We start from the raw sequence: 22,847 nt of genomic DNA, 5'->3' as shown, positions 1-22,847 counted from the left end.
CGCCACGTGAATCACTCGAACATCGAGTGGCGGGTCCCCGGCGGTTCCTCCCGGCGCCGCGCGACCCGACGCCGCTGCACCACCACCAGGTCGACCACGGCGACGGCGGCGAGCACGAAGAGGATCACCGCGAGCACCAGGAGATCGGCGCGCAACGCCAACACCCCCAGCACCACACAGACCACCAGGCCGAAGGAGGCCAGCAACAGACGGAGGTTGAGCGCGCTGTACGCGTGCCCGACCGTCCCTTTTCGCCCGCGGGGCTGCGATCTCGTGGCCATTTGGCCGAACTACCCGTTACCCGGCCCCGCTAACCTGCCCACGCCATCACCTGATCCGCGCGGCGACCGGGTGGGATGCCCGGAGCGTGCCGGGGTACCAAGGAAACATGACCGACGTGCCCGTACTGCCGGAGACCCACGCCGACCTGCTGACCCGTCCACTCTTCGCCCACCTGGCGACCCTGCGCCCCGACGGTGCGCCACAGAGCAACGTGATGTGGTTCGACTGGGACGGTGAGCGGATCAGGATGACCCACACCCGGACCCGGCAGAAGTTCCAGAACCTCCAGCGTGACCCCCGGGTGGCGTTGTCGATCGCCGACCCGGACGACCCGTACCGCTTCCTCGAGGTCCGGGGGGTGGTGGAGAAGGTCGAGGACGACGACGCCCAGGCGTCGTTCTACCGGTCTCTGCAGGAACGCTACGCCAACGTGTACGACATCACCGACGCCCCGGTCCGGGTCATCGTGACCATCCGCCCGGAGACCTTCGTGGCGGTCACCGGCGGCCAACCAGCGCCCCGACGCTGACCCGGGTTGTCGACAGCGGGGTTCCTGGACGACAGCGTCACCCGTAGAGTAACCATGCGAATTCTTTCCGCTCCGCTCCGTACGGGGAGAAGCATGGTCAGTCGATGGACCGCCGCGATCACCGCCGTCCTGGCGATTTTTGCCCTGGCCTGCGAGGGGGGAGCCGAGGGTGGACAACCACCACCCCCACCCGACTCGCCGCGCCCCGGACTGCCGTCGTCGATCGCCGCACTCGGGGACTCGATCACCACCGGCTTCGGCTCCTGCCTGACCCTGGCCGCCTGCCAGCGCAACTCCTGGGCGACCGGAAGCTCGAGTCGGGTGGACAGTCTCTACCGGCGCCTGTTGGAGGCCAATCCCGCGATCCGGGGCAACGTCCGCAACGAGGCGTCGAACGGCGCCCGGGTGGGCGCCCTGGCCGACCAGGCGGCCGGCGCGGTACGCCGCAAGGCGGACTACGTGACGGTGCTGGTCGGCGCGAACGACGCCTGCCGGACCCGGATCGAGGACATGACGGAGGTCAGGACCTTCCGGGAGAGTCTCGACCGGGGATTGCGGGTGCTGAAGGAGGGCCGACCCCGGGCCCAGGTCCTGGTGGTGAGCATTCCGGACCTGTACCGGCTGTGGGAGATCGGGCACGACGACGAGCGGGCGGTCCGGGCCTGGGGCAACCGGATCTGCCCGTCGCTGCTGGCGAACCCGACGTCGACGGCGGAGGTCGACAAGACCCGCCGCTCGACCTTCCGGGCCCGGATCGACGCCTACAACAAGGAGCTCTCCGCCGCCTGTCGGGCGTACGGGTCACGCTGCCGGTACGACGGCGGGGCGGTGCACCGGGTGCGGTTCAGCCTGGACATGGTCAACCGGCTGGACTACTTCCACCCCAATGTGGACGGTCAGAACAAGCTCGCCGAGGTGGCGTGGCGGGCATCCGGCCTGGCCCGGCGGGCCGACTGAACAGCGGCGGGACGCGCCCGGCCGCCGGCCGACCGGGCAGCGGCGACACCCGCCGATCTGCCGGGCCGACCCGACGGCGCACGGCGGCTCAGTCGGCCGGTGCCGACGGCGGTGGCGGCATGATGGCCCGGGGGCGGTAGAGCTCCTGGGTCCGGGCCGCCAGGTCCTTGGTGGCCGACGAGTTCGCCCAGGTGCCGAGGATGATCGCGGCACCCGGCACGGCCTTGGCGAAGAGCCGCTTCGCGGCCCGGATCCCGGCCATCTGCGCCAGCTTGAGACCCAGCCGCAGCATCGCCTGCCGCAGCGGCGTGTTCGACCTGCCCAGCAGGGCACCGGCCCGTTCGTGCCCGGCCGCCACGCCGAGCGCCAACCGTGCCGTCTGGGCGATCTTGTGGACCCGCTGCAGGACCAACAGGTCGGTGGCCCGGTCAGGGTGTGTCGGATCGTGGCCGTACGCGGCGGCGACGTGCAGCACCATCCGGGCCTGGGTCCAGGCGAGTACGCCGACGTCGGCCACCGCACCGGCCAGGCCGGCGGCCCCGGAGATGGCGCCGGAGAGTCGGGCCCGGATGACAAACTTCCGGATCGCGAGCTGCGCGATCTCGTCCGGGGAGAGCTGCGGATACCAGGCCCGGATCCGCTCGACCCACTCCCGGGCCTGCGGACCGAGCCGGCGGACCGCCTCCAGCGCGAGATGTTCCGGGGCGTACTGCGGGTCGGCCTTCATCCGGTCCCACAGGCCGGTCGGCGGCACCGCCGACGGGTCCGCGTCCTCGGGCTCGACCGGCAGACCGTCCGGCCCCAGCTCAGCGGCGGTGGCCAGCGGGCCCGGTGGGACCGACGGGGTCGCCCGGCCGGTGGCCGGCGCCACCCGGGCGGCCACGGACGCGGTGGCCGGCCCGTCGGCCTGCGGGCTCGTCACCTCCGTCGACGGGGTGACGTTGTCATCGGCGGGGAACGGTGCGGACTCCGTCAAGGGACACTCCGAGTGCGTGGGATGGGAACGAGGTCCGGCGGTGGCAGCGGGACGGCGTACGGTTCAGCGCCGGCCCCGCAGCCGGCTGACGATCCGGCGCAGCCGCTGCTGGTTGCCGGGCTTGGCCAGCTCGCGCCGGCCCCGGGCGATCAGCTGTCGCCCCTGGGGCGACCTGAGGAACATCTGGATCCGGTGCATCAACGACGCCATCTCGGTCCTCCTGTGGTGGTCCTGCACCAGGTTTACCCGATCCCCGGTTCGATCACACCGGCCAGCCCCGTACCGGCCCGGGTGGGGAGTTCCATCATGGCCCGCCGGGACAAGGAGCGACCATCCTTGGCGGCCGGGCACAGCGCACCGCCCGCCGGAACGGCTCCCTAGTGGTCCCGGGGCAGCAGCGCGTCGACCACCCGGGTCGCGTTGCCCTCGTGTTTGGCGTAGTGCTCCGGGTAGGCCGAGACCTGTACCGCCTGGGCCGCCTCGGTCAGCCGCATCCGCTGCCAGCCGGGGACCTGCCGCAGTGCCTCGAAGAACCGGGCCGTCGCGTACGCCGGGTCCATCAGCCGGCCCACCGGCCCCCAGCCGCTGCTGCTGCGCTGCTGGAACAGTCCGACGGAGTCGTGGTCCCAGCCGGTCCCCTGGTGCGGGTACCGCTTGGACTCCGGCACCACCTCGCTGGCCCGGTTGAGCAGGTTGCTCTCCTGCATCGCGGTGGCCACCCCGATGACCAGCGCACGGCGCGGCATGCCCATGTCCCGTCCGGTCCGGACGATCGCCCGCGCGTTGTCCATCTGCACCTGGGTCAGGCCGGCCACCGGTGCCGAGTCGGCCAGCGGCGGCGACTCACCGGGGCTGGTCTTCGACGTCGCCGGGCCGGAGTCGTCGGTCTTCTTCGCCGCGCCGGCGGCGGTCGACGGCTCGGCCGGGCCGCCGGCCCCCACGCCGCCGGTCGACTGGTCCGGCCGGGAGAGCGCCACCCGGTCCCCCGGACCCGCGGTGCCCGGATCGGCCGTCGGGTCCGCCGACCGGGTTCCGCCGACCACCGCGGCCACCAGGCCGAGGCAGCACAGCACGCCCGCCGCCGCGTACCAGGCCCGGTTCCCGCCACCGAGCCGGTGCCGCAGGCCGGCCAGGATGACCAGGGTCGCCGCCCACCAGGAGCGCCACCGCGGCCGGCCGGCGTCCGCCAGCCCGGAGGACGGTACGGACGAGGGGACATCATCCGATCGGACAGTGCGCCGTACGGCGGTGTGCTCCAGCTCAGAAAGGTCGTCGTCACGCATCCGACGAGGCTAGGCAGGCAAACCGTCGACTACGGGGAGTCACCGAGTGGCGCTGGCCACACCTGGTGGCTGAGTAACCGGTCAGCGACCGGCAGAGGTGAACGGGAACGGCCAACCCGGACAAGCATGGCAGATCAGGCGCCGCGCTCGATGCCGGCCTATCGCACAGGTACCACCCGACGTCCGGCACCAGGACCCGGTCGGCGGCCGCTCCGCCGATCGACCGATCCGACGCGGGCCGATCGGCCCACCGCCCGATCCCCGTCAGGGCCCAGTCGTGAGACCGTGGGGCATGACCCAGGTCACCGACGGCCGGGGCCGACCCGACCTCCGCCGCCTCCCCAAGGCCAACCTCCACCTGCACCTGACCGGTTCGATGCGCCCGAGCACCCTCGCCGAGCTGGCGGACCGCTACGGGCTGTCGGTGCCCGACCCGCTGCCGCCCGGCGCCGTGCACGGCTGGTCGGCGTTCCAGAGCCGGTACGACCTGGCCCGCGCGACACTGCGTACCGCTGACGATCTCGCCCGGGTGGTCGCCGAGGCCGCCGCGGACACCGCCGCCGACGGTGGCGGCTGGCTGGAGATCCAGGTCGATCCGACGACGTACGCGGCCCGGCTCGGCGGGCTGGAGCCGGTGGTGGAGGCGGTCCTCGCCGGGACGGCCGGCGGACGTACCGGGGTGGTGCTCGCCGCGAGCTGGGCCGGACCGCCGGACCAGGCCCTCCGGGTGGCCCGGCTCGCCGCCCGGTACGCCGACCGTGGCGTCGTCGGCTTCGGACTCTCCAACGACGAGCGGCGGGGCCGGATCGCCGACTTCGTCCCGGCGGTCCGGATCGCGACCGGAGCCGGGCTGCTCGTGGTGCCGCACGGCGGCTTCTACGAGGCCGCCTGGCACGTGCGGGACTGTGTGACGCTGCTCGGCGCGCACCGGGTCGGCCACGGGCTCACCGCCGCCGTCGACCCGGCCACCCTCGACCTGCTGGCCGCCCGCGCGGTCGCCCTGGAGGTGTGCCCCAGCTCATATCCGCCGTTCGGGGTCACCGCCGACCTGGCCGCGACACCGCTGCGTGCGCTGCTGACCGCCGGTGTGCCGGTGGCGCTGGGCACCGACGACCCGCTGCTGTTCGGCACCGGTCTGCTCGACCAGTATCTGCTGGCCCGGGACGTGCTGGGCTGCACCGACACCGAACTGGCGGCGCTCGCCACCGGCTCCGTCGACGCCTCCGCCGCTCCCCCGGCGGTCAAGGCCACGATGCGGGCGGGCGTCGCCGGGTGGCTCGGTGGAATGGACCAAGATAGCGGCAGCGTTTGCTACCTCGGGGCGCCGTTCGACACGGACGCGTCCCGGCGTACCCCGTTGAGGAGGTCCTGACCGGTGCTCGACCCGAACGAGCTCTACGAACTCACCGACGACCTGCCCGAGCTGGGGCAACCGGTGCTGATTCAGGCACTTTCCGGCTTCGTCGACGCCGGAAACGCGACCCGGCTCGCCCGGGAACACCTGATGTCGACGCTCGACTGCCGGACGATCGCGACCTTCGACGTCGACCAGCTGCTCGACTACCGCTCCCGGCGCCCCACGATGATCTTCGTGGAAGACCACTGGGAGCACTACGAGGCGCCGAAGCTGGAGCTGCACCTGCTCCGTGACGACGCCGACACGCCGTTCCTGATGCTCTCCGGCCCCGAGCCGGACTTCCAGTGGGAGCGGTTCATCGCGGCGCTGACCGGACTGATCGAGCGGCTCGGCGTCCGGCTCACCGTCGGGCTCAACGCGATCCCGATGGCCGTGCCGCACACCCGTCCGATCGGGGTGACCGCGCACGCCACCCGACCGGAGCTGATCATCGGCTACGAGTCGTGGCTGCAGCGGATCCAGGTGCCGGGCGGCGCCGGCAACCTGCTGGAGTTCCGCCTCGGACAGCAGGGACGGGACGCCATCGGGTTCGCGGTGCACGTACCGCACTACGTGGCGCAGTCCGAATACCCGGGCGCCGCCGAACTGCTGCTGACCTCCGTCTCCCGGGCCACCGGGCTGCTGCTTCCCTCGGAGCCGCTGCGCGAGGCCGCCGAGGCGGTACGCGTCGAGATCGACCAGCAGGTGGCCCAGACCGACGAGGCCGCCTCGCTGGTACGGGCTCTGGAGGAGCAGTACGACGCCTTCACCAGGGGCCGCAGCGGTCCCAACCTGCTCGCCAACCCCGCCGGGCCGCTGCCGACCGCCGACGAACTCGGCGCCGAGCTGGAGCGGTTCCTCGCCGAGCACGGCCGGCCCGGGGAGACGCCGGGCAGCTGACTGACACCACGACGGGCACGCCGCGGCCGGTCACCCCACGCCACCACCGCCCCGGCCCGGCACACCAGGACCGGCGCGGCGCACCAGGACCGGCGCGGCACGGCCAGCCCGGCGCGGCCGGGTGTCCGGCGGGCGTGACGGCGGGCCATCCGGCAGGCTGGTGGTATGCGTCTGGCTACCTGGAACGTCAACTCGGTCAAGGCCCGGCTGCCCCGGCTGCTCGGCTGGCTCGCCGACACCCGGCCCGACGTCGTCTGCCTGCAGGAGACGAAGTGCCCGGACGGGTCGTTTCCGGTCGCCGAGGTCGGTGAACTGGGCTACACGGTGGCCAGCCACAGCGACGGCCGCTGGAACGGGGTGGCGATCCTGTCCCGCGTCGGACTGACCGACGTGACCGTGGGTTTCGCCGACGAGCCCGGGTTCCCGGACCCGGAGGCGAGGGCGATCTCGGCGACCTGCGCCGGCGTACGGGTCTGGTCGGTCTACGTGCCGAACGGCCGTACCCCGGACTCGCCGCACTACGAGTACAAGCTGGCCTGGCTGTCGGTGCTGCGCGACGCGCTCGCCGCCGAGGTGCGGACCGGGCGCCCCCTGGCGGTCTGCGGCGACTACAACGTCGCACCGACCGACGCGGACGTCTGGGACGCGTCGCTGTTCGTCGGCTCGACCCACGTGACCCCGCCGGAACGACAGGCCCTGGCCGACCTGCGGGCCCTCGGCCTGGTCGACGTCGTACCGACGCCGATGAAGGGTCCACACCCGTTCACCTACTGGGACTACCGGGCCGGGATGTTCCACCAGAACAAGGGCATGCGGATCGACCTGGTGTACGCCACCGAATCGTTCGCCGGCACGGTCCGCTCGGCGTACGTCGACCGGGAGGCGCGCAAGGGCAAGGGGCCCTCGGACCACGCCCCGATCGTGGTGGACGCCGAACCTGCCGGCGCCTGACCGGCCACAACTCGCGAATAGGGTGGAGTCATGGCAGTTGTGAAGATCAACGCGATCGAGGTGCCACCGGGCGCCGGTCCCGACCTGGAACGACGGTTCGCCGCCCGGCAGGGCGCGGTCGAGAACGCCCCGGGATTCCTGGGCTTCGAGCTGCTCCGGCCGGTGGGCGGCGAGTCCCGGTACTTCGTGTACACGAAGTGGGAGAGCGAGGAGGCGTACCAGGCCTGGGCGGCCGGGCCGGCCCGGGAGGCGCACGCCCGCACCGGGACCGACGGTGCGCGACCGAAGCCCGTCGCCACCGGGGCCACGCTCCTGGAGTTCGAGGTGGTGCAGCAGGCCGGACCGACCGGGTAGGCCGGCCCACACCGGGTCCCCCGCCTCAGCGATCTCGGGAGTCGACCAGCGAGGCGAACACGACGATGTTGTCGGCGTAGCCGGTGCTGCCGCCCACCCACCGTCCACCACAGGTGATCAGGCGCAGCCAGGGACGCTGGTAGTCGCCGTAGACCCGCTCGGCCGGCAGGGCGTCCTTGTCGAAACGCTCGACCGAGTTGACCTCGAAGATCGCCACCGACCGGTCCTGCCGGACCACCTCGATCCGGGCACCCGCCCGGAGCTTGGCCAGATCGTGGAAGACCGACGGTCCGGTACGGGTGTCCGCGTGGCCGACGATGATCGCCGGGCCGAACTGCCCGGGGGTCGGCCCCCGGTCGTACCAGCCAGCCTCGTTGTGCCGGTCCAGATCCGGTACGGCGATCGTCCCGTCCTCGGCCAGCCCGACCCGGTGCACCGGCGCCTCCACCTTGATCGACGGGATCTCCAGGCGCACCGGCCGGCTCGGCTCCAACACCGGGAACTCGTACGGCGGAGCCTTACTGCCGCTGTTGAGCCACCACCACGGCCCGTCCGCCGACCGCCCGAGTCCGGCCCCGGTGGCGAAGACCCCGACCAGGACAAGAATCACCGCGAGCGGGCCGACCGTACTCCGGCGCTGCCGAGCGGCCGGGCCACCCCGGGCGGCCGGATGTCGCAGGTGCGGGGCCGGACGTCGGCCGCCGAGCCTCGGCCGGCGGGCGGTGGACATGCGGGACATCGGACGCGTACTCAGATCCGCCCGGGGGCCGCCGGCCGGCGCCGTCGGCGGAGCGCGACCATGCCGAGCAGCACACCGAGGGCGGTGGCCGCGAGCCCGCCGACGACCAGCAGTTGCCCCGGGTCATCTCCGGCGGTACCGCCGAACCCGGTCGCCGGCCCGCGGTGCGGCCACTGCCCACCATCCGGCCACTGGGCACCGCCCACCACCACGAGCCTGGTCGACGCGTTCCTGCCGTCCGGGCAGCTCAGCCGGACCCGGTAGGTGTCCGCCCGGGTGGTCTTCGGCACGGTCGCCACCGCAGTGAGGAATCCGGCCTGCGGATGCACCGTGACACTGCCGAACGCAGGCGACTCGACCGTCGCCGGCTGGGTGTTGGTCCGGCAACTGGCCTTGATCCCGACCATGTACCCAGCCTCGACCGTGCTCGGGTTCAGCTGGACGAAGACGTCGGCGGCGCGGGCCGGGGCCGCGCCGAGGAGTATCCCGGCGAGCACGACCGATACGACGGACACGACGGCCGACAGTGCGGCCCGGTGTCGACGGCTGAACACGTTCCCCCTTCCCGGCGCCTCGGGCAGGGCCGGACGCGGGGGCCACCGGGCCTGCCGTACGGAGAAATCCTCTCATCTGACGGCGTCCGGCACATCCGGTCGCGGGTTATCGGTCAAGATCGGCTGCGTCGACCGGGCATCGCGTAGGCTCAGGTACCCGTGACCGTCACCAGCCAGGACCAGACCCTCGGGACACCTGCGGAACCCGCCGCCGGGACGTCCCCGGACCGCCGTACCACCGGGACGGTGGCGGACCCCGGGGACGCGGCGACGACCGGTCACCACGCCCAGATCCGCACCTTCCACCCGCGTCGGGGGCGGCTCGGTGTCCGGCAGCACGACGCGCTCGAGCGGCTCTGGCCGACGTACGGGCTGGAGATCCCGCCCGGGCCTCCCCCCGCGCCCACCCCGGTCGACCTGGCCGCGCTCTTCGACCGGCACGCGCCGGTCGTACTGGAGATCGGGTTCGGGATGGGGGACGTCACGGCGGAGATGGCCGCCGCCGACCCGGACCGGGACTACCTCGGCGTCGAGGTACACACCCCGGGCATCGCCAACCTGCTGAGCCTGGTCGAGCGGCGCGGCCTGCGCAATGTCCGGATCGCCCGGGGCGATGCCCTCGACCTGCTCCGGCACCGGATTCCGCCGGACCGGCTCACCGCGATCCACGTCTTCTTCCCCGACCCGTGGCCGAAGGCCCGCCACCACAAGCGTCGACTGATCCAGCCCGCGCACGTCGCACTGCTCCGATCCCGGCTGGCCCCGGGCGGGGTGCTGCACTGCGCCACCGACTGGGCCGAGTACGCCGAGACCATGCTGGCCACGCTGACCGCCGACCCGGAGCTGGTCAACACGTTCCCCGGGTACGCACCACGGCCGGCCCACCGACCGGTCACGAAGTTCGAGCGGCGGGCCACCCGGGTCGACCGGCCCGCCTTCGACCTGATCTTCCGCCGCCGCTGACCGTCCGGGCCGCCACTGACCGTCCGCGCCGACGCCCCGGGAGTGGGACGATGCCAGACGGGGCGGAAGAATTCGGGACGGGGGCGGATTGGCGTTGGCAGAGTCGGCCAGGCACCATGGACCGGCCATGACGCTCACTGACCAGCTGCCGGGCAGCGCCGAACCCGACACCCTCTTCGACGCGTTCGCCGGTTGGGCACAGGAGCGCGGACTCGCCCTCTATCCCCACCAGGAAGAGGCGCTGATCGAGATCGTCTCGGGCGCCAACCTGATCCTGAGCACCCCGACCGGGTCCGGTAAGAGCCTGGTCGCCACCGGGGCCCACTTCGCCGCCCTCGCCGACGACCGGGTGAGCTTCTACACCGCGCCGATCAAGGCGCTGGTGTCGGAGAAGTTCTTCGCGCTCTGCGAGATCTTCGGCGCGAACAACGTCGGCATGCTGACCGGGGACGCCAGCGTCAACGAGGACGCCCCGATCATCTGCTGCACCGCCGAGATCCTGGCCAACATCGCGCTGCGGGACGGCGCCCGGGCCGACGTCGGCCTGGTGATCATGGATGAGTTCCACTTCTACTCCGAGCCGGACCGCGGCTGGGCCTGGCAGGTGCCGCTGATCGAGCTGCCCCAGGCGCAGTTCCTGCTGATGTCCGCCACGCTGGGCGACGTGACCCGGTTCGTCGACGACCTGACCCGACGGACCGGGCGGCCGACCGCGGTGGTGAAGAACGCGGAACGACCGGTGCCGCTGATGTTCTCGTACGCCATGACGCCGTTGCACGAGACGCTGGAGGAGCTGCTCGGCACCAAGCAGGCGCCGATCTACGTGGTGCACTTCACCCAGGCCGCCGCGCTGGAACGGGCCCAGGCGCTGATGAGCGTCAACGTCGCGACCCGGGCCGAGAAGGACATGATCGCCGAGGCGATCGGCAACTTCCGGTTCACCTCCGGGTTCGGCAAGACACTGTCCCGGCTGGTCCGGCACGGCATCGGGGTGCACCACGCCGGGATGCTGCCGAAGTACCGGCGACTCGTCGAGACCCTCGCCCAGGCCGGACTGCTCAAGGTCATCTGCGGCACCGACACCCTCGGCGTCGGGATCAACGTACCGATCCGGACCGTGCTCTTCACCGGACTGTCCAAGTACGACGGGGTGAAGACCCGGCTGCTCAAGGCACGGGAGTTCCACCAGATCGCCGGCCGGGCCGGCCGCGCCGGCTTCGACACCCTCGGCCGGGTGGTGGTGCAGGCGCCGGAGCACGTGATCGAGAACGAGAAGGCCCTGGCGAAGGCGGGCGACGACCCGAAGAAGCGCCGCAAGGTGGTCCGGAAGAAGCCGCCGGAGGGGTCGATCGGCTGGGGCCAGCCCACCTTCGACCGCCTCGTCGAGGCCGAGCCGGAGCCGCTCACCTCCAGTTTCCACGTCAGCCACGCGATGCTGCTCAACGTCATCGCCCGGCCCGGTGACGCGTTCGCCGCGATGCGGCACCTGCTCACCGACAACCACGAGGATCCGGCGGCGCAGCGCCGGCACATCCGACGGGCCATCGCGATCTACCGGGCGCTGCTGGCCGGCGGGGTGGTCGAGCAACTGCCGGAGCCGGACGAGACCGGCCGACGCGTACGCCTCACCGTCGACCTGCAGCTCGACTTCGCGCTCAACCAGCCGCTGTCGCCGTTCGCGCTGGCCGCGATCGAACTGCTGGACGTGGAGTCACCCACCTACGCCCTGGACGTCCTGTCGGTGATCGAGTCCACCCTGGACGATCCCCGGCAGATCCTGTCGGCGCAGCAGTTCAAGGCCCGGGGCGAGGCCGTCGCCGCGATGAAGGCCGAGGGGATCGAGTACGAGGCCCGACTCGAACTGCTCGACGAGGTCACCCACCCGAAGCCGCTGGCCGAGCTGCTGGACGCCGCGTACGAGATGTACCGGCGGGGCCACCCGTGGGTCGCCGACTACGAACTCCGGCCGAAGGCCGTGGTCCGGGACATGTACGAGCGGGCGATGACCTTCACCGAGTACGTCAGCTTCTACGGGCTGTCCCGCTCGGAAGGGCTGGTGCTGCGCTACCTCGCCGACGCGTACCGGACGCTGCGGCAGACCGTCCCCGAGAACGCCAAGACCGAGGAACTCGTCGACCTGATCGAGTGGCTCGGTGAACTGGTCCGCCAGGTCGACTCCAGCCTGATCGACGAGTGGGAGCGGTTGCGCAACCCCACCGAGGGGGCGGCCGAGAAGGTCCTCGACGAGCGTCCCCCGGCGGTCACCGGCAACGTGCGGGCGTTCCGGGTGCTGGTCCGCAACGCCCTGTTCCGCCGGGTCGAGCTGGCGGCGCTGCGCCGCTTCGACGAACTCGGCGAACTCGACGGTGCCGACGGGTGGGACGCCGACGCGTGGGCGGACGCGCTGGAGCCGTACTTCGAGGAGTACGACGAGATCGGCACCGGGCCGGCGGCCCGGGGACCGGCGCTGCTGATGATCGACCAGGGCCGGGAACGTTGGACGGTCCGGCAGATCTTCGACGACCCGGACGACGACCACGACTGGGGCATCAGCGCCGAGATCGACCTGGCGGCCTCCGACGCGGCCGGTGCGGCGGTCGTCCGGATCACCGACGTCGGACAGCTCTGACCTCCGGGTCCGGCCCAGGCTGCACCGGGGCGGCGTGACCCGGCGGGCAGGGAACACGGTCGGGCGGACTACGTCGTGTGCCCTCGGGCCGTCGCCTCCGCCGGGATCTACCTGATCGCGGGGCCGGGTAGGCCCGGTGGAAGTCAGTCAGCACACGACACCGGCCGCGGCACCCCCGCGGGCCACCGCGTGCGGTCATCGGTCTTGGCACACCTCAGGTTCGCGCCGCTCAGGTCGGCGCCGCTCAGGTCCGCACCGCTCAGGTTCGCGCCGCTCAGGTTCGCGCCGGTCAACGTCGCGACCGCATTCGCGACCGCATCCGCGGTTCTCGCGTCGACCCGGCCTTCCAGCTTCGTGCCGTTCAGAAATGCTTGGGTCAGGTTCGCGCCGGTCAGGTTCGCGTAAGCCAGGTTTGCGCGGACCAGATTGATGTCGGAGAGGTCGAGACGGCGGATAGGCAGTGTCTCGTTTCCGATGGTGCCGTCGCGGGTGATATCGCGGCGGCCCAGCACGGTGACGACGGCTTGGATATCGACCGGTGGGTGAGGAGCTGAAGAAGGCGGAGTTGTGCTCCGCTTGGTTGCGGGGGCGTGAACCCGGATGAACGCGGCGAGGATGTCGATGACGGCAGGCTGGTCCACGGCGGAGTCGCGCATGATGCGCTCCAGGGCGTAGATCGCGCCCAGACGCACGTCCACCTTTTCCGCGTCGGGCTGACCGAGCTGCTCCACCGCCTTGGCGAACCGATCGGTGATCTGCCCCTGAGCGGTGAGGCGATGCTGCTCGCGGTTGGCCGCGCTGGTCTCACGGTTGGCCTCATTGGTGATGTACAGGCCGATGGCCACGATCAACACCGACAGGATGCTGCCGATGGCCACCAAACGCTGCCACGGGTCAGGCTTGACGTCGATCGGCCCCACCTCCAGCCGAGCCGCCGCCGGTCGCGAGGAACGAGGCATCCGCAGCCCGTCCGGGTATTGGTCCGCAGCTCTCAAACACCGCCTCGAAGCGGACACACGTTGGCGGTTTCCAGTACCCGGCTGACCACGAAACGGCATACGTCCATTGAAACCGACCACGACCAATGAAAGAGCCCGCAGTCAGACTCAGGTCCGCCGGTCGTTGGCCCTGCCGGAAACCACGGTGAGGCCTACCCGAGGCGCAGGATGCCGGCGAGCCAGGGTAGCTCTGGCAGGGGATGTCGCGCGAAGAGGATCCCCGCCGAGCGCGCTCTCCGACGGACCGTGCCTCAGGCCAGCCCCATGCCCCGACCGGGACCCCGGCCGCCGCGCGCCGGGATCGGTCCGGGCGATTCGCGGCTACCCCGGACGGTCGCCGGGCGCGCTCGCCACGACGATCCCCCGGGCGTCCCGGGCGCGCTTCTCGTCGTACGGCCGGCCCAGCTCACCCGCCACCTCGATGACCCGGTCGAGCAGCGCCAGCGCCTCGTCGTAGCGACCCGCCAGACGGGCCGTCTCGGCGTGGGCGTGCCGACAGTCGATCTCCAGCTGCACCTCGGCCAACGGCTCCAGCAACTCCAGGGCGCGCCGATGGTGTTCGAGCGCCTCGTCGAGTGATCCGATGACCCGCAGCGCGACACCCAGATGGAGGTGGCACCACGCCTGGTTGTGCGGGAGACGGTTCTCCTCAGCCAGCCGCAACGCCTCGTGCAGCGTCCGCAACGACGTCGCCGGATCCTCCGCCGCCAGGGCGAGACCGAGGATCCCCAGTCCGGTGATCTGCCCGGGTCCGTCGGCCAGGGCGGCGGAGGCCCGGGCGAGTTCGACGGCTTCGTCGCGCCGCCCGAGGTGCAGGGTCACCCATCCGTCGAAGGCCAGCGTCTGGGCCTGTCCGGCCCGGCTCCCGATCTTCTCGAACAGCTCGCGTGCCCGCCGGAAGTGCAGCTGCGCCGCTTCGAGTTCGCCGCGGTCCCGACGTACGAAGCCGATGCGCAACGCCAGCCCGGCCGCGACGTCGTCGTCCGGGTTGGACTGCTCGGCCAGTTGGTAGGCGGCGAGCGCCTCGGTGAGGCGTCCGGCGGCGGCCCGGGCGAAGCCGAGGTCGGCGAGCAGCATGGCCCGCTGCCGGTCGCGGCCGAGACGCCCTGCGGCGGCCGCGGCGGCGTCGAGCAGCCGCGCCTGGTCGTCGGTCCCCCGGTGCCGGAAGAACCACACCCGCATGGCCTGCGGCAGTTCGGCCACCACCTCGTCCACACCGAGCCGCACCGCGGCGTCGAGACAGGCGACCAGGTTGACGTACTCGAGGTCGAACCAGGCCATGGCCTGCGCCGGATCGCCCGGTGCCGGTTCCCGGCGGTACGGCGAGGGCAGCGTCCGCTCGTGGGCGACCGCCTGCGCCAAGTAGTGGTTCAGGACCCGGCGCAGGGCGGCCTCGCCCTGCGGCTCCTCGGCGGCGGCGAGGTCCGCCGCGTACCGCCGGATCAGGTCGTGCATCCGGTACCGCCCGGGCGAGGGCTCCTGGACCAGGTGGACGTCGACAAGTTCCTCCAGCACCGCGGCGACCCGCTCGGGCGGCAGGTCGGCGACCGCGCCCGCCACCGCCGGGTCGAAATCCGCGCCCGGCAGCACGCCGAGCAGCCGGAACACCCGACGCTGACCCGGGTCCAGCTGGTGCAGCGACATGCCGAACACGGAGTCGAATCGGCTGGGGCTGGTGCGCAGCCGGTCGGCCAGCACCGCCACGGTCCAGCCTGGACGGTGGCGGAGCCGCGCCCCCGCCATCCGCAGCGCCAGCGGAAGCCCGCCACACTCGCGCAGCACCTGGTCGACCGCCTCCTCCCCACTGAGCGCGACGCCGGCCGCCTGACCGAACAGGCGGGCCGCGTCGGCTTCGGCGAGTGGCTCCAGGGACACCGGCGGCACCGTGTCCAGGTCGACCAACCGGTGGCGGCTGGTGACCAGGACCGCGGACTTCCCCGCGCCGGGAAGCAGCGGGCGCACCTGTTCCGCGTCGACGGCGTTGTCGAGCACCACAAGCACCCGTCGCCGGGACAGCTCGGACCGCCAGAGCGCACCGCGTTCGGCGGTGCCGGCCGGCGGGTGTGTGACGCCCAACGCGTCCAGCAGCCGCCCCAACCCGACATGCGGCTCCACCGGCTCGTGGCCCGGGGTGAAGCCGTGCAGATCGAGGTAGAGCCCGCCGTCCGGGTAGCTCGGGGCGAGCCGGTGCGCCACGTGCACAGCCAGGCTGGTCTTGCCGACGCCCGCCATGCCGTCGATCGCCACCGCGCCGGCGGTGCCCAGCAGTTCCTCGACCAGACCGGCTTCCGCCGCCCGGCCGGTGAAGTCGAACAGGTCGGCCGGCAGGTCGTTGCGGCGCGGCGCGGGGACCGGGCCGGCCTTGGCCGCCTCGCCCCACACCGCGCGCAGCGGTCGAGGGTCACGGCCCACGGCACGGCACAACGCCACGACCGCCTCCCACGGTGGTACGAGTTGACCGGTCAGATACCGGGAGAGCGAAGAACTGCTCAGGCCCGCCTCACGGGCAAGGGCACGCAGGCTGAGCCCGCTCAGCTCCTTCAGCCGGGCGAGCTGAGCCACCAGTTGCTCCTGGGGGCTGGACACCCGCACCACCGTACCCGTCCCGTCCCGTACCACCGAACCGGATCAGCCGCGCGTTTGCGCTGGTCAGCCCGATTCACCGTGTCCCACGGTGTCCCACGGACCGCGCGGGTGCCACCGCTTCGATGATCCGATGTTCTCCGTCAGCGACGCACACGACAGAGGAGAAACGATGCGGACCGAGCGCATGCCGAACCCGGCGATGCTGGTGCCCGAGGCGATGCCGGCCCTGATGGCACTCAACAGCGCCATCACGGCCACCGGGGTGGACGGCAGGGTGCTGGCGCTGAGCCACCTGCGCGCCAGCCAGATCAACGGCTGCGGCCCGTGCGTGGCCGGCGGCGCCCAGCAGGCGCGTCGGCACGGCTCGACCGACGACCAGGTGCACGCCGTCGCCGCGTGGCGGGACACGCCCTGGTTCAGCGACGAGGAACGCGCGGCGCTGGCCCTGACCGAGGCCGTCACCCGCCTCGCCGACCAGGCGGACCCGGTGCCGGACCAGGTGTGGGACGTGGCCGCCACGTACTTCGACCAGAAGGAGCTGGCCGCGCTGCTGCTCAACATCGCGATGACCAACGCCTTCAACCGGCTCAACGCGCCGACCCGCCAGCAGGCGGGCAACTGGTGACCTGGTTCTGACAAGCGTCGAGGAAACCGGACAACCCGCCAGCGACAAACGGGATCCGTCCAGGACGAAACAACCGGCAATCCCCACGAACAAGCCCTGACCGAGAGGAACACTGCCATGTCGACCACGACGAAGACGACCACCACCGCCAAGACCGGCAAGCACGACGGTTTCACCGACGAGGAGCGCGCCGCGATGAAGGAGCGCGCCAAGGAACTGAAGACCAGGCCCCGGCGGGGCGCCACGGCCGACACGGAGCAGGAGGTGCTCGCGAAGATCGCCGAGATGTCCGACTCCGACCGTCTGCTCGCCGAGCGGCTGCACGCCGTGATCAAGGCCAACGCGCCGGCGCTCAAGCCGAAGCTGTGGTACGGGATGCCGGCCTACGCCCGGGACGGCAAGGTGGTCTGCTTCTTCCAGGGTGCGGCGAAGTTCAAGACACGGTACGCGACGCTCGGTTTCAGCGACGTGGCACACCTCGACGAGGGTGCGATGTGGCCGGCCTCGTACGCCCTGACCGAACTGACCGCCGACGACGAGGCGAGGATCGGCGCGCTCGTCAGGCGGGCGGTGAACTGAGCCACGGGCGGTGAACTGAACCCTGGGCGGTGAACTGAGCCGCAGGCGCTGCGCCAGCGGGATGTCAGACAGGGCCACGTCGACATCCCGCTGGCGCAGCCGCGTGGTTGACGGTCCGACGGTGGGGTGACGTCGGCGGTCGGGGTCACCGGTCCAGGATGATCCAGTAGCGCCGTACCCGGCCGTGCGGGGTGTCGCGGATGCCGTCGAGAACTCCGCCGTTGCGTTCGATGGTGCGGGCGGAGGCGACGTTGTCCGCGAGGCAGGGGACGAGGACGCGGTCCAGCCCGAGGGCGGCGCGGGCCTCCTTGAGCATCTCGCCCAGCGCCCAGCTCGCCAGGCCCCGGTGGCGCGCGGACGGGCGTACGCCGTAACCGATCTGACCGATGTTGTCGTCGTACCAGTGCCGCAGGGCGATGCCCCCGAGTACCTGGCCGTCCTCGACGATCCAGCGGGGTGAGGCGTGTCTTTCGGCCGGGCAGGGGGTTCCGGCCGGATGGGTCAGTCGGAGCCGCTGCCGCACCCAGGTGGCGAAGCCTTCGGGCGAGTCCACGTCGTCGTCGGTCCCGAGGCCGAAGCCGTCCTCGTGGAGCCCGGGCCCCCAGTCGTCCCGGCACTCCAGAAAGGCGGCATGCAGGTGGGTGGTCGGCAGGATCAGTTCAGGCATGCGGCCACGGTATTGCGGGGCCGACCACCGGACGAGTCACCGCTTCCTCACGTCGACCAGGCTCAGATGCCGATCCGGCGCCACGGGGCCGCATCCGTTCAGGAGAGTACCCGGGCGGTCCGTGAGGCGCGCTCTGTCGACGTCAGCACCCCACGAGGGATGGTCCAGGGGTGGGAGAGCCGGACTGACGGCTGGCAATACCTGTGATTCGGGTCACGTACCGCCCCAAAGCCGCCGTCGGTGCGCAATGGCCGGGGTCCGGCGGCCGGGGCGGCGTAGCCGATCGACTCGTCATCGAGGCCCGGGGCCGCTTACGCGGCGCCCGGCACGGCGCGGGTTATCCGGTTGCCCGCCCCGCCGGCGCCGCATACCGTCCCGGCCATGCTCCTCCGGAACGAAGGCGTCCACGACCACCAGACGGTGCGCGCGATCCACCGACGCGCCTTCGGCGGCGAACACGGCGAGTCTGTGGCGGATCTGGTGGATGCCCTACGTCGCGACGATCCGACCGTCGCATCGTTCGTGGCGGAGGACGCCGACAGGGTCGTGGGGCACGTCATGTTCAGCCGATGCCTGCTCGACGCGCCCCGACAACTTGTCGAGGTCGCGTCTCTGAGTCCGCTCGCCGTCGCCCCGGAGTGGCAGCACCGGGGGGTCGGTTCCGCACTGGTCCGCCATGGGTTGCAGGCACTCGACGATCGCGGGGTGCCGCTGGTGTTCCTGGAGGGAGACCCGCGGTACTACTCCCGCCTTGGCTTCGCTCCCGCAGGCGAACGCGGCTTCCGTAAGCCTTCGCTGCGCGTCCCCGACGAGGCCTTCCAGGTGGTCACGCTGACCGCGTACGAGCCGTGGATGACGGGGACTTTTGTCTATTCGGACGCCTTCTGGAGGCACGACTGCGTCGGTCTCCGTGACGAGAACGCCCGCTGACCTTGACGTTGGCGCCGGGCGCCACCGGGGCCGCTTCGAGATCATCGAGGTCGCGTCGTAGGCCGGTTTCACGCGTCTGCGCGGGAAGCCCGTCGAGGGCGTTCGGGATCAGGGCGGTGCGCCGGCCGTCGGCGGACCGTGGCATGCCGGCCGCCTTGCCCAAATCATCTTAGTCATTAAGATATTCACATGGGCATATCGACTGACTTCTCCGTGGCAATCGCCGGTGCCGGCCTCTCCGGCCTCTGCCTCGCCCAGTACCTGATGCGCGCCGGCGTCGACGTGCACGTCTACGAGCGGGACCCGGGCCCCTTCGTCCGGCGGCAGGGCTACCGGATCATTCTCGACCGGTACGGGCTGAAGGCGCTGCGCGAGAGCCTGCCCCGCTCGCTGTACCACCTGGCGCTGACCACCGGCGACGAGCCCGGCGGGCGCCTGCGCTTCACCGACAGCCGGCTCCGGGACGCATTCACCATCACCTTCAAGGACGAGCCGCACGCGACCCGTCAGGTCGACCGGCTGACCCTGCGGTCGATCCTGCAGTACGGGCTGGACGGGCGCATCCACTACGGCAAGAACGCCGTCGCGGTGGACAGCGGCGGCCCGGCCGGGCTGCGGCTGCGGTTCTCCGACGGCGGGGCCGCCGCGGCAACCGTCGTCGTGGGCGCGGACGGCGTCGGCTCGGCGCTACGCGCGCAGCTCATGCCGGACGCGGAACCGGCGAACACCCCGATGGCGGGCGTCTACGGCCGGTCGCCCCTGCGGCCGGGCGGCGCGAGCGTCATCCCGGACGCGCTGCGTACCAGCGGGGTCCTGGCCATCGCCAACCAGCCGGGCCGCGCCTTCTTCTTCACCTCCATGCGGTTCGGCGAAAACCCGCGGGAGGCGTTCGCACGCCTGGCCCCGGGCAGCTATGCGCCCACCGGCGACGACTACGTCATGTGGGGACTGCTGCTCCGACAGGAGGAGGTGCCCACCGGCGTCCGCGGGGACCTGTTGGCGCTGCGGAACCTGGCCGTCCGGATGAGTGCGGACTTCCATCCGCTCATCCGGCGGCTGGTCGACACGGCCGAACTGGACGCCACGGTCCTCAACCTCTTCGCCACCGGCCGGCGCCCGCGCCGGTGGGCGGTACCCCGGGCGACGATGATGGGCGACGCCGTGCACGTCATGCCGCCGTTCGGCGCTCACGGCGGCAACACCGCGCTCCGCGACGCCGCCCTGCTCGGCAACAGGCTCGTCGAGGCCCGGGCGAACGGCACGCCGGTGGAGGAGGCGATCGCCAGCTACCAGGACGAGATGGTGCCCTACGCCTTCGGTGCCGTCGACACCGCCGCCGGACTGATGCGCCGCCTCACCGGGGGCGCGGCCGCACCACACTGGGTGCTGACCCGCGTGTTACCTCGGCTGCACCGGGTCACCGTACCGGAGGCATGATTGCGGCATGTCCCACGAGCCGGCCCGTACGTCCGCGATCGCCGACCTGATGCGCGCCGGGCGGGAGATGTCACGGCTGTCCATGGTGTTCCGGTACGCCATCGCGGAGCGGCTGGGCCTCACGGTGAGCGACCTGGAGTGCCTGGACTACCTGGCGGACGTCGAATCCGCCACCGCGGGGCAGGTCGCCGAGCGGACCAACCTCACCACCGGGGCGGTGACCAGCATGCTCCGCCGACTCCAGCAGGCCGGCTACGTGACGGCCGAGCGCGATCCGGCGGACCGGCGGCGGGTGATCGTCACCCTGCGGCCGGAGCGGGTCGCCGAGTTGGAGCGACCGTACGAGCGGTTCGCCGAGCGGACGGGACGGCTCATCGAGGGCTACAGCGTCGAGGAGATCATGCTGCTGGCCCGCCACTATGACCGCATGCAGGCGATGTACCTCGCCGAGCTGGACCGCCTCCGCAGCGGCGACACCGCGCAGCTGTCCGCCTGAGGTGCCGTCGCGCGACTGACCGCGCTCCCGGTGCCCACCGGATGCCGCCAGGTTCGCCGTCGGTGGGGGTGAATGCGGCTGCCGCGTCGCGGCACCCAGGCCAGGAATGCGGGGTCCTTCTCGGCCAACGACGAGAAGTTTCGCCGGCCAGGACGTGATCACGATTGACGGTGACGTGCCGACGTGGGCCGGGCCGGCACCCACCCTCGTCATCCCGGTCGACCTTAAGCCTGAGCGCCCGGAACAACCTTGGAAACGGCGCCGCGGCCCGGCCCACCGGTCCGCGGTGTCGCGTCCGTTCCAAGGTTGCGGATGATCAAGACGCTGACCAGCGGCTCGCAAGGTAGGTCCGGACGGTGCGAGATGCGATCGTCCGGAACTATCTTGCGGTTTCCTGGCTCAGCTGGCTCAGGGCCGATGGTCCCCACCCGGTCGGGTCGTCGCCGGGCGGCACCATCGCCAGGGCCTGCCAGAGCAGGACGATGTTCAACCAGCCCGCCTCGGCTGGGGTCAGCGGTCGCTCGGACTGGTAGCCGGTAAGGAACTCTGTGCGAACTTCGGCCGACACCGGCCCCCAGTTGTGGTAGCGGGTGCCGAGCAGGACCGCCGCGCGGGCCAGCTCGACGATTCGGTGATCATGCTGGGCCTCCTCGAAGTCGAGGATCGCGGCGACCCCGCCGCAAGCCCACAAGATGTTGGCGGACCGGATATCGAAATGGACGAGCTGGCGGGGAAGTCGGTCGGGCGGCGCGCTGGCGACCAGCCCGCGCAGCGTGTCACGAGCAGCCATCGGCAGATGGTCGGCGCGGGAGTCGAGCCAGTCGGTGACCCGGACCGTCAACGGCTTGGACGAGACGGCGGGGGCGAGAAACTGATCGGCGTCCGGGTATGCGGCCAGCGCGTCCTGCAATTGGGCGAATATGACTCCGGCCGCCCGCACCTGGTTGAGATCGGCGGTGTCGAGGAGGTCGCCCACGATCTCGCGCTGCAGACCCATCGAGACACGGTCGACCTCGACCTGAAGGCGGCCGTCTCGTGCGGGGACCGGCACTGAGACCGGCAGCCCTCGGCCGTGGAGCCAGCTCGTGAGACGCGCCGTCTCCATCAGACGCGGAAAACGGTCGAGGACTACCGACCATTTCGCGAGCAGTCGGCCGGACGGCGTGCCGACCCAAGCTAGCGCGTTGCCGCCGCTCATGACGATCCGCTCGCAGGAGTCGATGCGAACGCCCCAGTGCTTGTCCAGCATCGCGGCAACCCAGCGGCTGGCCGACTCTGAATCGCTGAAGCCGAACCGTTCGTCGAGCGCGTGGCGAGGGTCGTGCGGCTCCCACAGCATCTCCAACATCGGCGCCTGCGATTCGATCACGCGTCGTATCCCATCACAGGACCGCCGGACGCCGCTCGCCCCGGATCCGCGCCCGACGCTGCTCACCTCACCGGCAACGGGCCGCAGCGTCGACTCAGCCTTGCCCGGCCCCTGCCTCGATCGGGGACGGCCTGCCGGCCCGCAACCCCAGCAGACCCTCAAGTTCACGAGCCACCGACTGGCAGCGGCGGTAGTCGTTGCGAGGCCACACGGTCGGGCCGTCCTGACGCACCAGTGTCGCCACCAGATGAACGTGATCATCGGCGTGGTGCACCGCTACCCACCGCGCCGACGCCCGATCACCAGCCGGCGCCAGCCCGACCCCCGTCGGCGAACGCGACGGCGATCTGCGCCCACTGCTGGTCCGGCAGCAGCGGATCGTCGCGGTGATTGTGGATCGAGCAATGCCACACAGGCTTGTCCGGCGGGTTGTTGGCAGCGAGGACCGGCTGTTCCAGGAGCGTGGCAACCCGGGCGACCAAGAGACTGCCACCGGCCGTCGGCGGCTGAAGCTCGGCAACCCCGCCGATCGCTGCGGTCTCCCACGCGGCGACCAGCCGCTGGTCGTGATGCTCGCCGTTCTCACCCGGGCCAAACAAGTAGCGCAACACCTCGCGGACACTCGCGCTGCGCGGCCGCACCCGCGG

Annotated in this window: 24 protein-coding genes; 13 read left to right on the top strand and 11 right to left on the bottom strand. The window is 71.7% G+C overall.

The window, feature by feature from the left end; genetic code table 11:
* Window positions 1-11: 11 nt before the first annotated feature.
* Window positions 12-281 carry a hypothetical protein gene (locus ABGB21_RS05875; protein WP_347653735.1) on the bottom strand — a complete coding sequence of 90 codons (270 nt, stop codon included), beginning with the start codon at window positions 279-281 and terminating at the stop codon, window positions 12-14.
* A 107-nt stretch (window positions 282-388) separates the two neighbouring features.
* Between ABGB21_RS05875 and ABGB21_RS05870 the strand changes: the two genes are divergently transcribed.
* Window positions 389-811: a PPOX class F420-dependent oxidoreductase gene (locus ABGB21_RS05870; protein ID WP_347653734.1), complete on the top strand. Its 423-nt coding sequence runs from the start codon at window positions 389-391 to the stop codon at window positions 809-811.
* 93 nt (window positions 812-904) lie between these two features.
* A complete protein-coding gene (locus ABGB21_RS05865; RefSeq protein WP_347676659.1) occupies window positions 905-1,768 on the top strand; it encodes a GDSL-type esterase/lipase family protein in 864 nt (287 codons plus the stop codon).
* A gap of 88 nt (window positions 1,769-1,856) precedes the next feature.
* Here the strand turns inward: ABGB21_RS05865 and ABGB21_RS05860 are convergent, their stop codons facing one another.
* The 3 genes from ABGB21_RS05860 to ABGB21_RS05850 form a co-directional block, all read right to left on the bottom strand.
* On the bottom strand, window positions 1,857-2,573 hold the full coding sequence (locus tag ABGB21_RS05860) for an EcsC family protein (RefSeq protein ID WP_347653755.1): 717 nt from the start codon (window positions 2,571-2,573) through the stop codon (window positions 1,857-1,859).
* Between the two features lie 234 nt (window positions 2,574-2,807).
* Window positions 2,808-2,954, bottom strand: coding sequence for a hypothetical protein (locus ABGB21_RS05855; protein WP_347653732.1), 147 nt, complete (start codon window positions 2,952-2,954; stop codon window positions 2,808-2,810).
* Between the two features lie 167 nt (window positions 2,955-3,121).
* On the bottom strand, window positions 3,122-4,027 hold the full coding sequence (locus ABGB21_RS05850; protein ID WP_347676657.1) for a peptidase M23: 906 nt from the start codon (window positions 4,025-4,027) through the stop codon (window positions 3,122-3,124).
* Window positions 4,028-4,319: 292 nt separating this feature from the next.
* Between ABGB21_RS05850 and add the strand changes: the two genes are divergently transcribed.
* The 4 genes from add to ABGB21_RS05830 all read left to right on the top strand — a co-directional run bounded on the left by add (window position 4,320) and on the right by ABGB21_RS05830 (window position 7,628).
* Window positions 4,320-5,399 carry an adenosine deaminase gene (gene add, locus ABGB21_RS05845; RefSeq protein WP_347653730.1) on the top strand — a complete coding sequence of 360 codons (1,080 nt, stop codon included), beginning with the start codon at window positions 4,320-4,322 and terminating at the stop codon, window positions 5,397-5,399.
* 3 nt (window positions 5,400-5,402) lie between these two features.
* Window positions 5,403-6,323 carry a PAC2 family protein gene (locus ABGB21_RS05840; RefSeq protein WP_347653729.1) on the top strand — a complete coding sequence of 307 codons (921 nt, stop codon included), beginning with the start codon at window positions 5,403-5,405 and terminating at the stop codon, window positions 6,321-6,323.
* 165 nt (window positions 6,324-6,488) lie between these two features.
* Window positions 6,489-7,274: an exodeoxyribonuclease III gene (locus ABGB21_RS05835; protein ID WP_347653728.1), complete on the top strand. Its 786-nt coding sequence runs from the start codon at window positions 6,489-6,491 to the stop codon at window positions 7,272-7,274.
* Window positions 7,275-7,304: 30 nt separating this feature from the next.
* Window positions 7,305-7,628: an antibiotic biosynthesis monooxygenase gene (locus ABGB21_RS05830; protein ID WP_347653727.1), complete on the top strand. Its 324-nt coding sequence runs from the start codon at window positions 7,305-7,307 to the stop codon at window positions 7,626-7,628.
* A gap of 25 nt (window positions 7,629-7,653) precedes the next feature.
* On the opposite strand, the gene ABGB21_RS05825 is transcribed toward ABGB21_RS05830, so the two are convergent.
* Entirely contained in the window at window positions 7,654-8,358 is a 705-nt protein-coding gene (locus ABGB21_RS05825) for a class F sortase (RefSeq protein ID WP_347653726.1), read from the bottom strand.
* Between the two features lie 20 nt (window positions 8,359-8,378).
* Window positions 8,379-8,882: a hypothetical protein gene (locus ABGB21_RS05820; protein ID WP_347653725.1), complete on the bottom strand. Its 504-nt coding sequence runs from the start codon at window positions 8,880-8,882 to the stop codon at window positions 8,379-8,381.
* Window positions 8,883-9,167: 285 nt separating this feature from the next.
* Between ABGB21_RS05820 and trmB the strand changes: the two genes are divergently transcribed.
* Both trmB and ABGB21_RS05810 read left to right on the top strand, forming a co-directional pair.
* Window positions 9,168-9,884 carry a tRNA (guanosine(46)-N7)-methyltransferase TrmB gene (trmB, locus tag ABGB21_RS05815; RefSeq protein WP_347653754.1) on the top strand — a complete coding sequence of 239 codons (717 nt, stop codon included), beginning with the start codon at window positions 9,168-9,170 and terminating at the stop codon, window positions 9,882-9,884.
* A gap of 127 nt (window positions 9,885-10,011) precedes the next feature.
* On the top strand, window positions 10,012-12,513 hold the full coding sequence (locus ABGB21_RS05810; RefSeq protein ID WP_347676655.1) for a DUF3516 domain-containing protein: 2,502 nt from the start codon (window positions 10,012-10,014) through the stop codon (window positions 12,511-12,513).
* A 143-nt stretch (window positions 12,514-12,656) separates the two neighbouring features.
* Here ABGB21_RS05810 and ABGB21_RS05805 read toward each other — a convergent pair whose 3' ends face one another.
* Together ABGB21_RS05805 and ABGB21_RS05800 are read right to left on the bottom strand one after the other, a co-directional pair.
* The gene (locus ABGB21_RS05805; protein ID WP_347676653.1) at window positions 12,657-13,433 is read right to left on the bottom strand and encodes a pentapeptide repeat-containing protein; all 777 of its coding nucleotides are present in this window, start codon (window positions 13,431-13,433) and stop codon (window positions 12,657-12,659) included.
* A gap of 399 nt (window positions 13,434-13,832) precedes the next feature.
* Window positions 13,833-16,097: a helix-turn-helix domain-containing protein gene (locus ABGB21_RS05800; RefSeq protein ID WP_347676651.1), complete on the bottom strand. Its 2,265-nt coding sequence runs from the start codon at window positions 16,095-16,097 to the stop codon at window positions 13,833-13,835.
* Between the two features lie 169 nt (window positions 16,098-16,266).
* Between ABGB21_RS05800 and ABGB21_RS05795 the strand changes: the two genes are divergently transcribed.
* Together ABGB21_RS05795 and ABGB21_RS05790 are read left to right on the top strand one after the other, a co-directional pair.
* Window positions 16,267-16,722, top strand: coding sequence for a carboxymuconolactone decarboxylase family protein (locus tag ABGB21_RS05795; RefSeq protein ID WP_347676649.1), 456 nt, complete (start codon window positions 16,267-16,269; stop codon window positions 16,720-16,722).
* A 117-nt stretch (window positions 16,723-16,839) separates the two neighbouring features.
* On the top strand, window positions 16,840-17,301 hold the full coding sequence (locus tag ABGB21_RS05790; protein ID WP_347653720.1) for a DUF1801 domain-containing protein: 462 nt from the start codon (window positions 16,840-16,842) through the stop codon (window positions 17,299-17,301).
* Window positions 17,302-17,446: 145 nt separating this feature from the next.
* Here the strand turns inward: ABGB21_RS05790 and ABGB21_RS05785 are convergent, their stop codons facing one another.
* The gene (locus ABGB21_RS05785; RefSeq protein WP_347676647.1) at window positions 17,447-17,968 is read right to left on the bottom strand and encodes a GNAT family N-acetyltransferase; all 522 of its coding nucleotides are present in this window, start codon (window positions 17,966-17,968) and stop codon (window positions 17,447-17,449) included.
* 381 nt (window positions 17,969-18,349) lie between these two features.
* On the opposite strand from ABGB21_RS05785, the gene ABGB21_RS05780 reads away from it, so the two are divergent.
* The 3 genes from ABGB21_RS05780 to ABGB21_RS05770 all read left to right on the top strand — a co-directional run bounded on the left by ABGB21_RS05780 (window position 18,350) and on the right by ABGB21_RS05770 (window position 20,831).
* Window positions 18,350-18,898 carry an N-acetyltransferase gene (locus ABGB21_RS05780; protein ID WP_347653718.1) on the top strand — a complete coding sequence of 183 codons (549 nt, stop codon included), beginning with the start codon at window positions 18,350-18,352 and terminating at the stop codon, window positions 18,896-18,898.
* Window positions 18,899-19,087: 189 nt separating this feature from the next.
* Window positions 19,088-20,335: an FAD-dependent monooxygenase gene (locus ABGB21_RS05775; RefSeq protein ID WP_347676645.1), complete on the top strand. Its 1,248-nt coding sequence runs from the start codon at window positions 19,088-19,090 to the stop codon at window positions 20,333-20,335.
* 7 nt (window positions 20,336-20,342) lie between these two features.
* Entirely contained in the window at window positions 20,343-20,831 is a 489-nt protein-coding gene (locus tag ABGB21_RS05770) for a MarR family transcriptional regulator (RefSeq protein ID WP_347653716.1), read from the top strand.
* A 379-nt stretch (window positions 20,832-21,210) separates the two neighbouring features.
* On the opposite strand, the gene ABGB21_RS05765 is transcribed toward ABGB21_RS05770, so the two are convergent.
* Together ABGB21_RS05765 and ABGB21_RS05760 are read right to left on the bottom strand one after the other, a co-directional pair.
* On the bottom strand, window positions 21,211-22,200 hold the full coding sequence (locus ABGB21_RS05765) for a phosphotransferase (protein WP_347653715.1): 990 nt from the start codon (window positions 22,198-22,200) through the stop codon (window positions 21,211-21,213).
* Window positions 22,201-22,499: 299 nt separating this feature from the next.
* Window positions 22,500-22,811, bottom strand: coding sequence for a hypothetical protein (locus ABGB21_RS05760; RefSeq protein WP_347653714.1), 312 nt, complete (start codon window positions 22,809-22,811; stop codon window positions 22,500-22,502).
* Window positions 22,812-22,847: the final 36 nt, after the last annotated feature.

Source organism: Plantactinospora sp. B24E8, assembly GCF_039871735.1.
Classification (GTDB): domain Bacteria; phylum Actinomycetota; class Actinomycetes; order Mycobacteriales; family Micromonosporaceae; genus Plantactinospora.
This window is presented reverse-complemented; position numbering and strand designations above follow the sequence as displayed.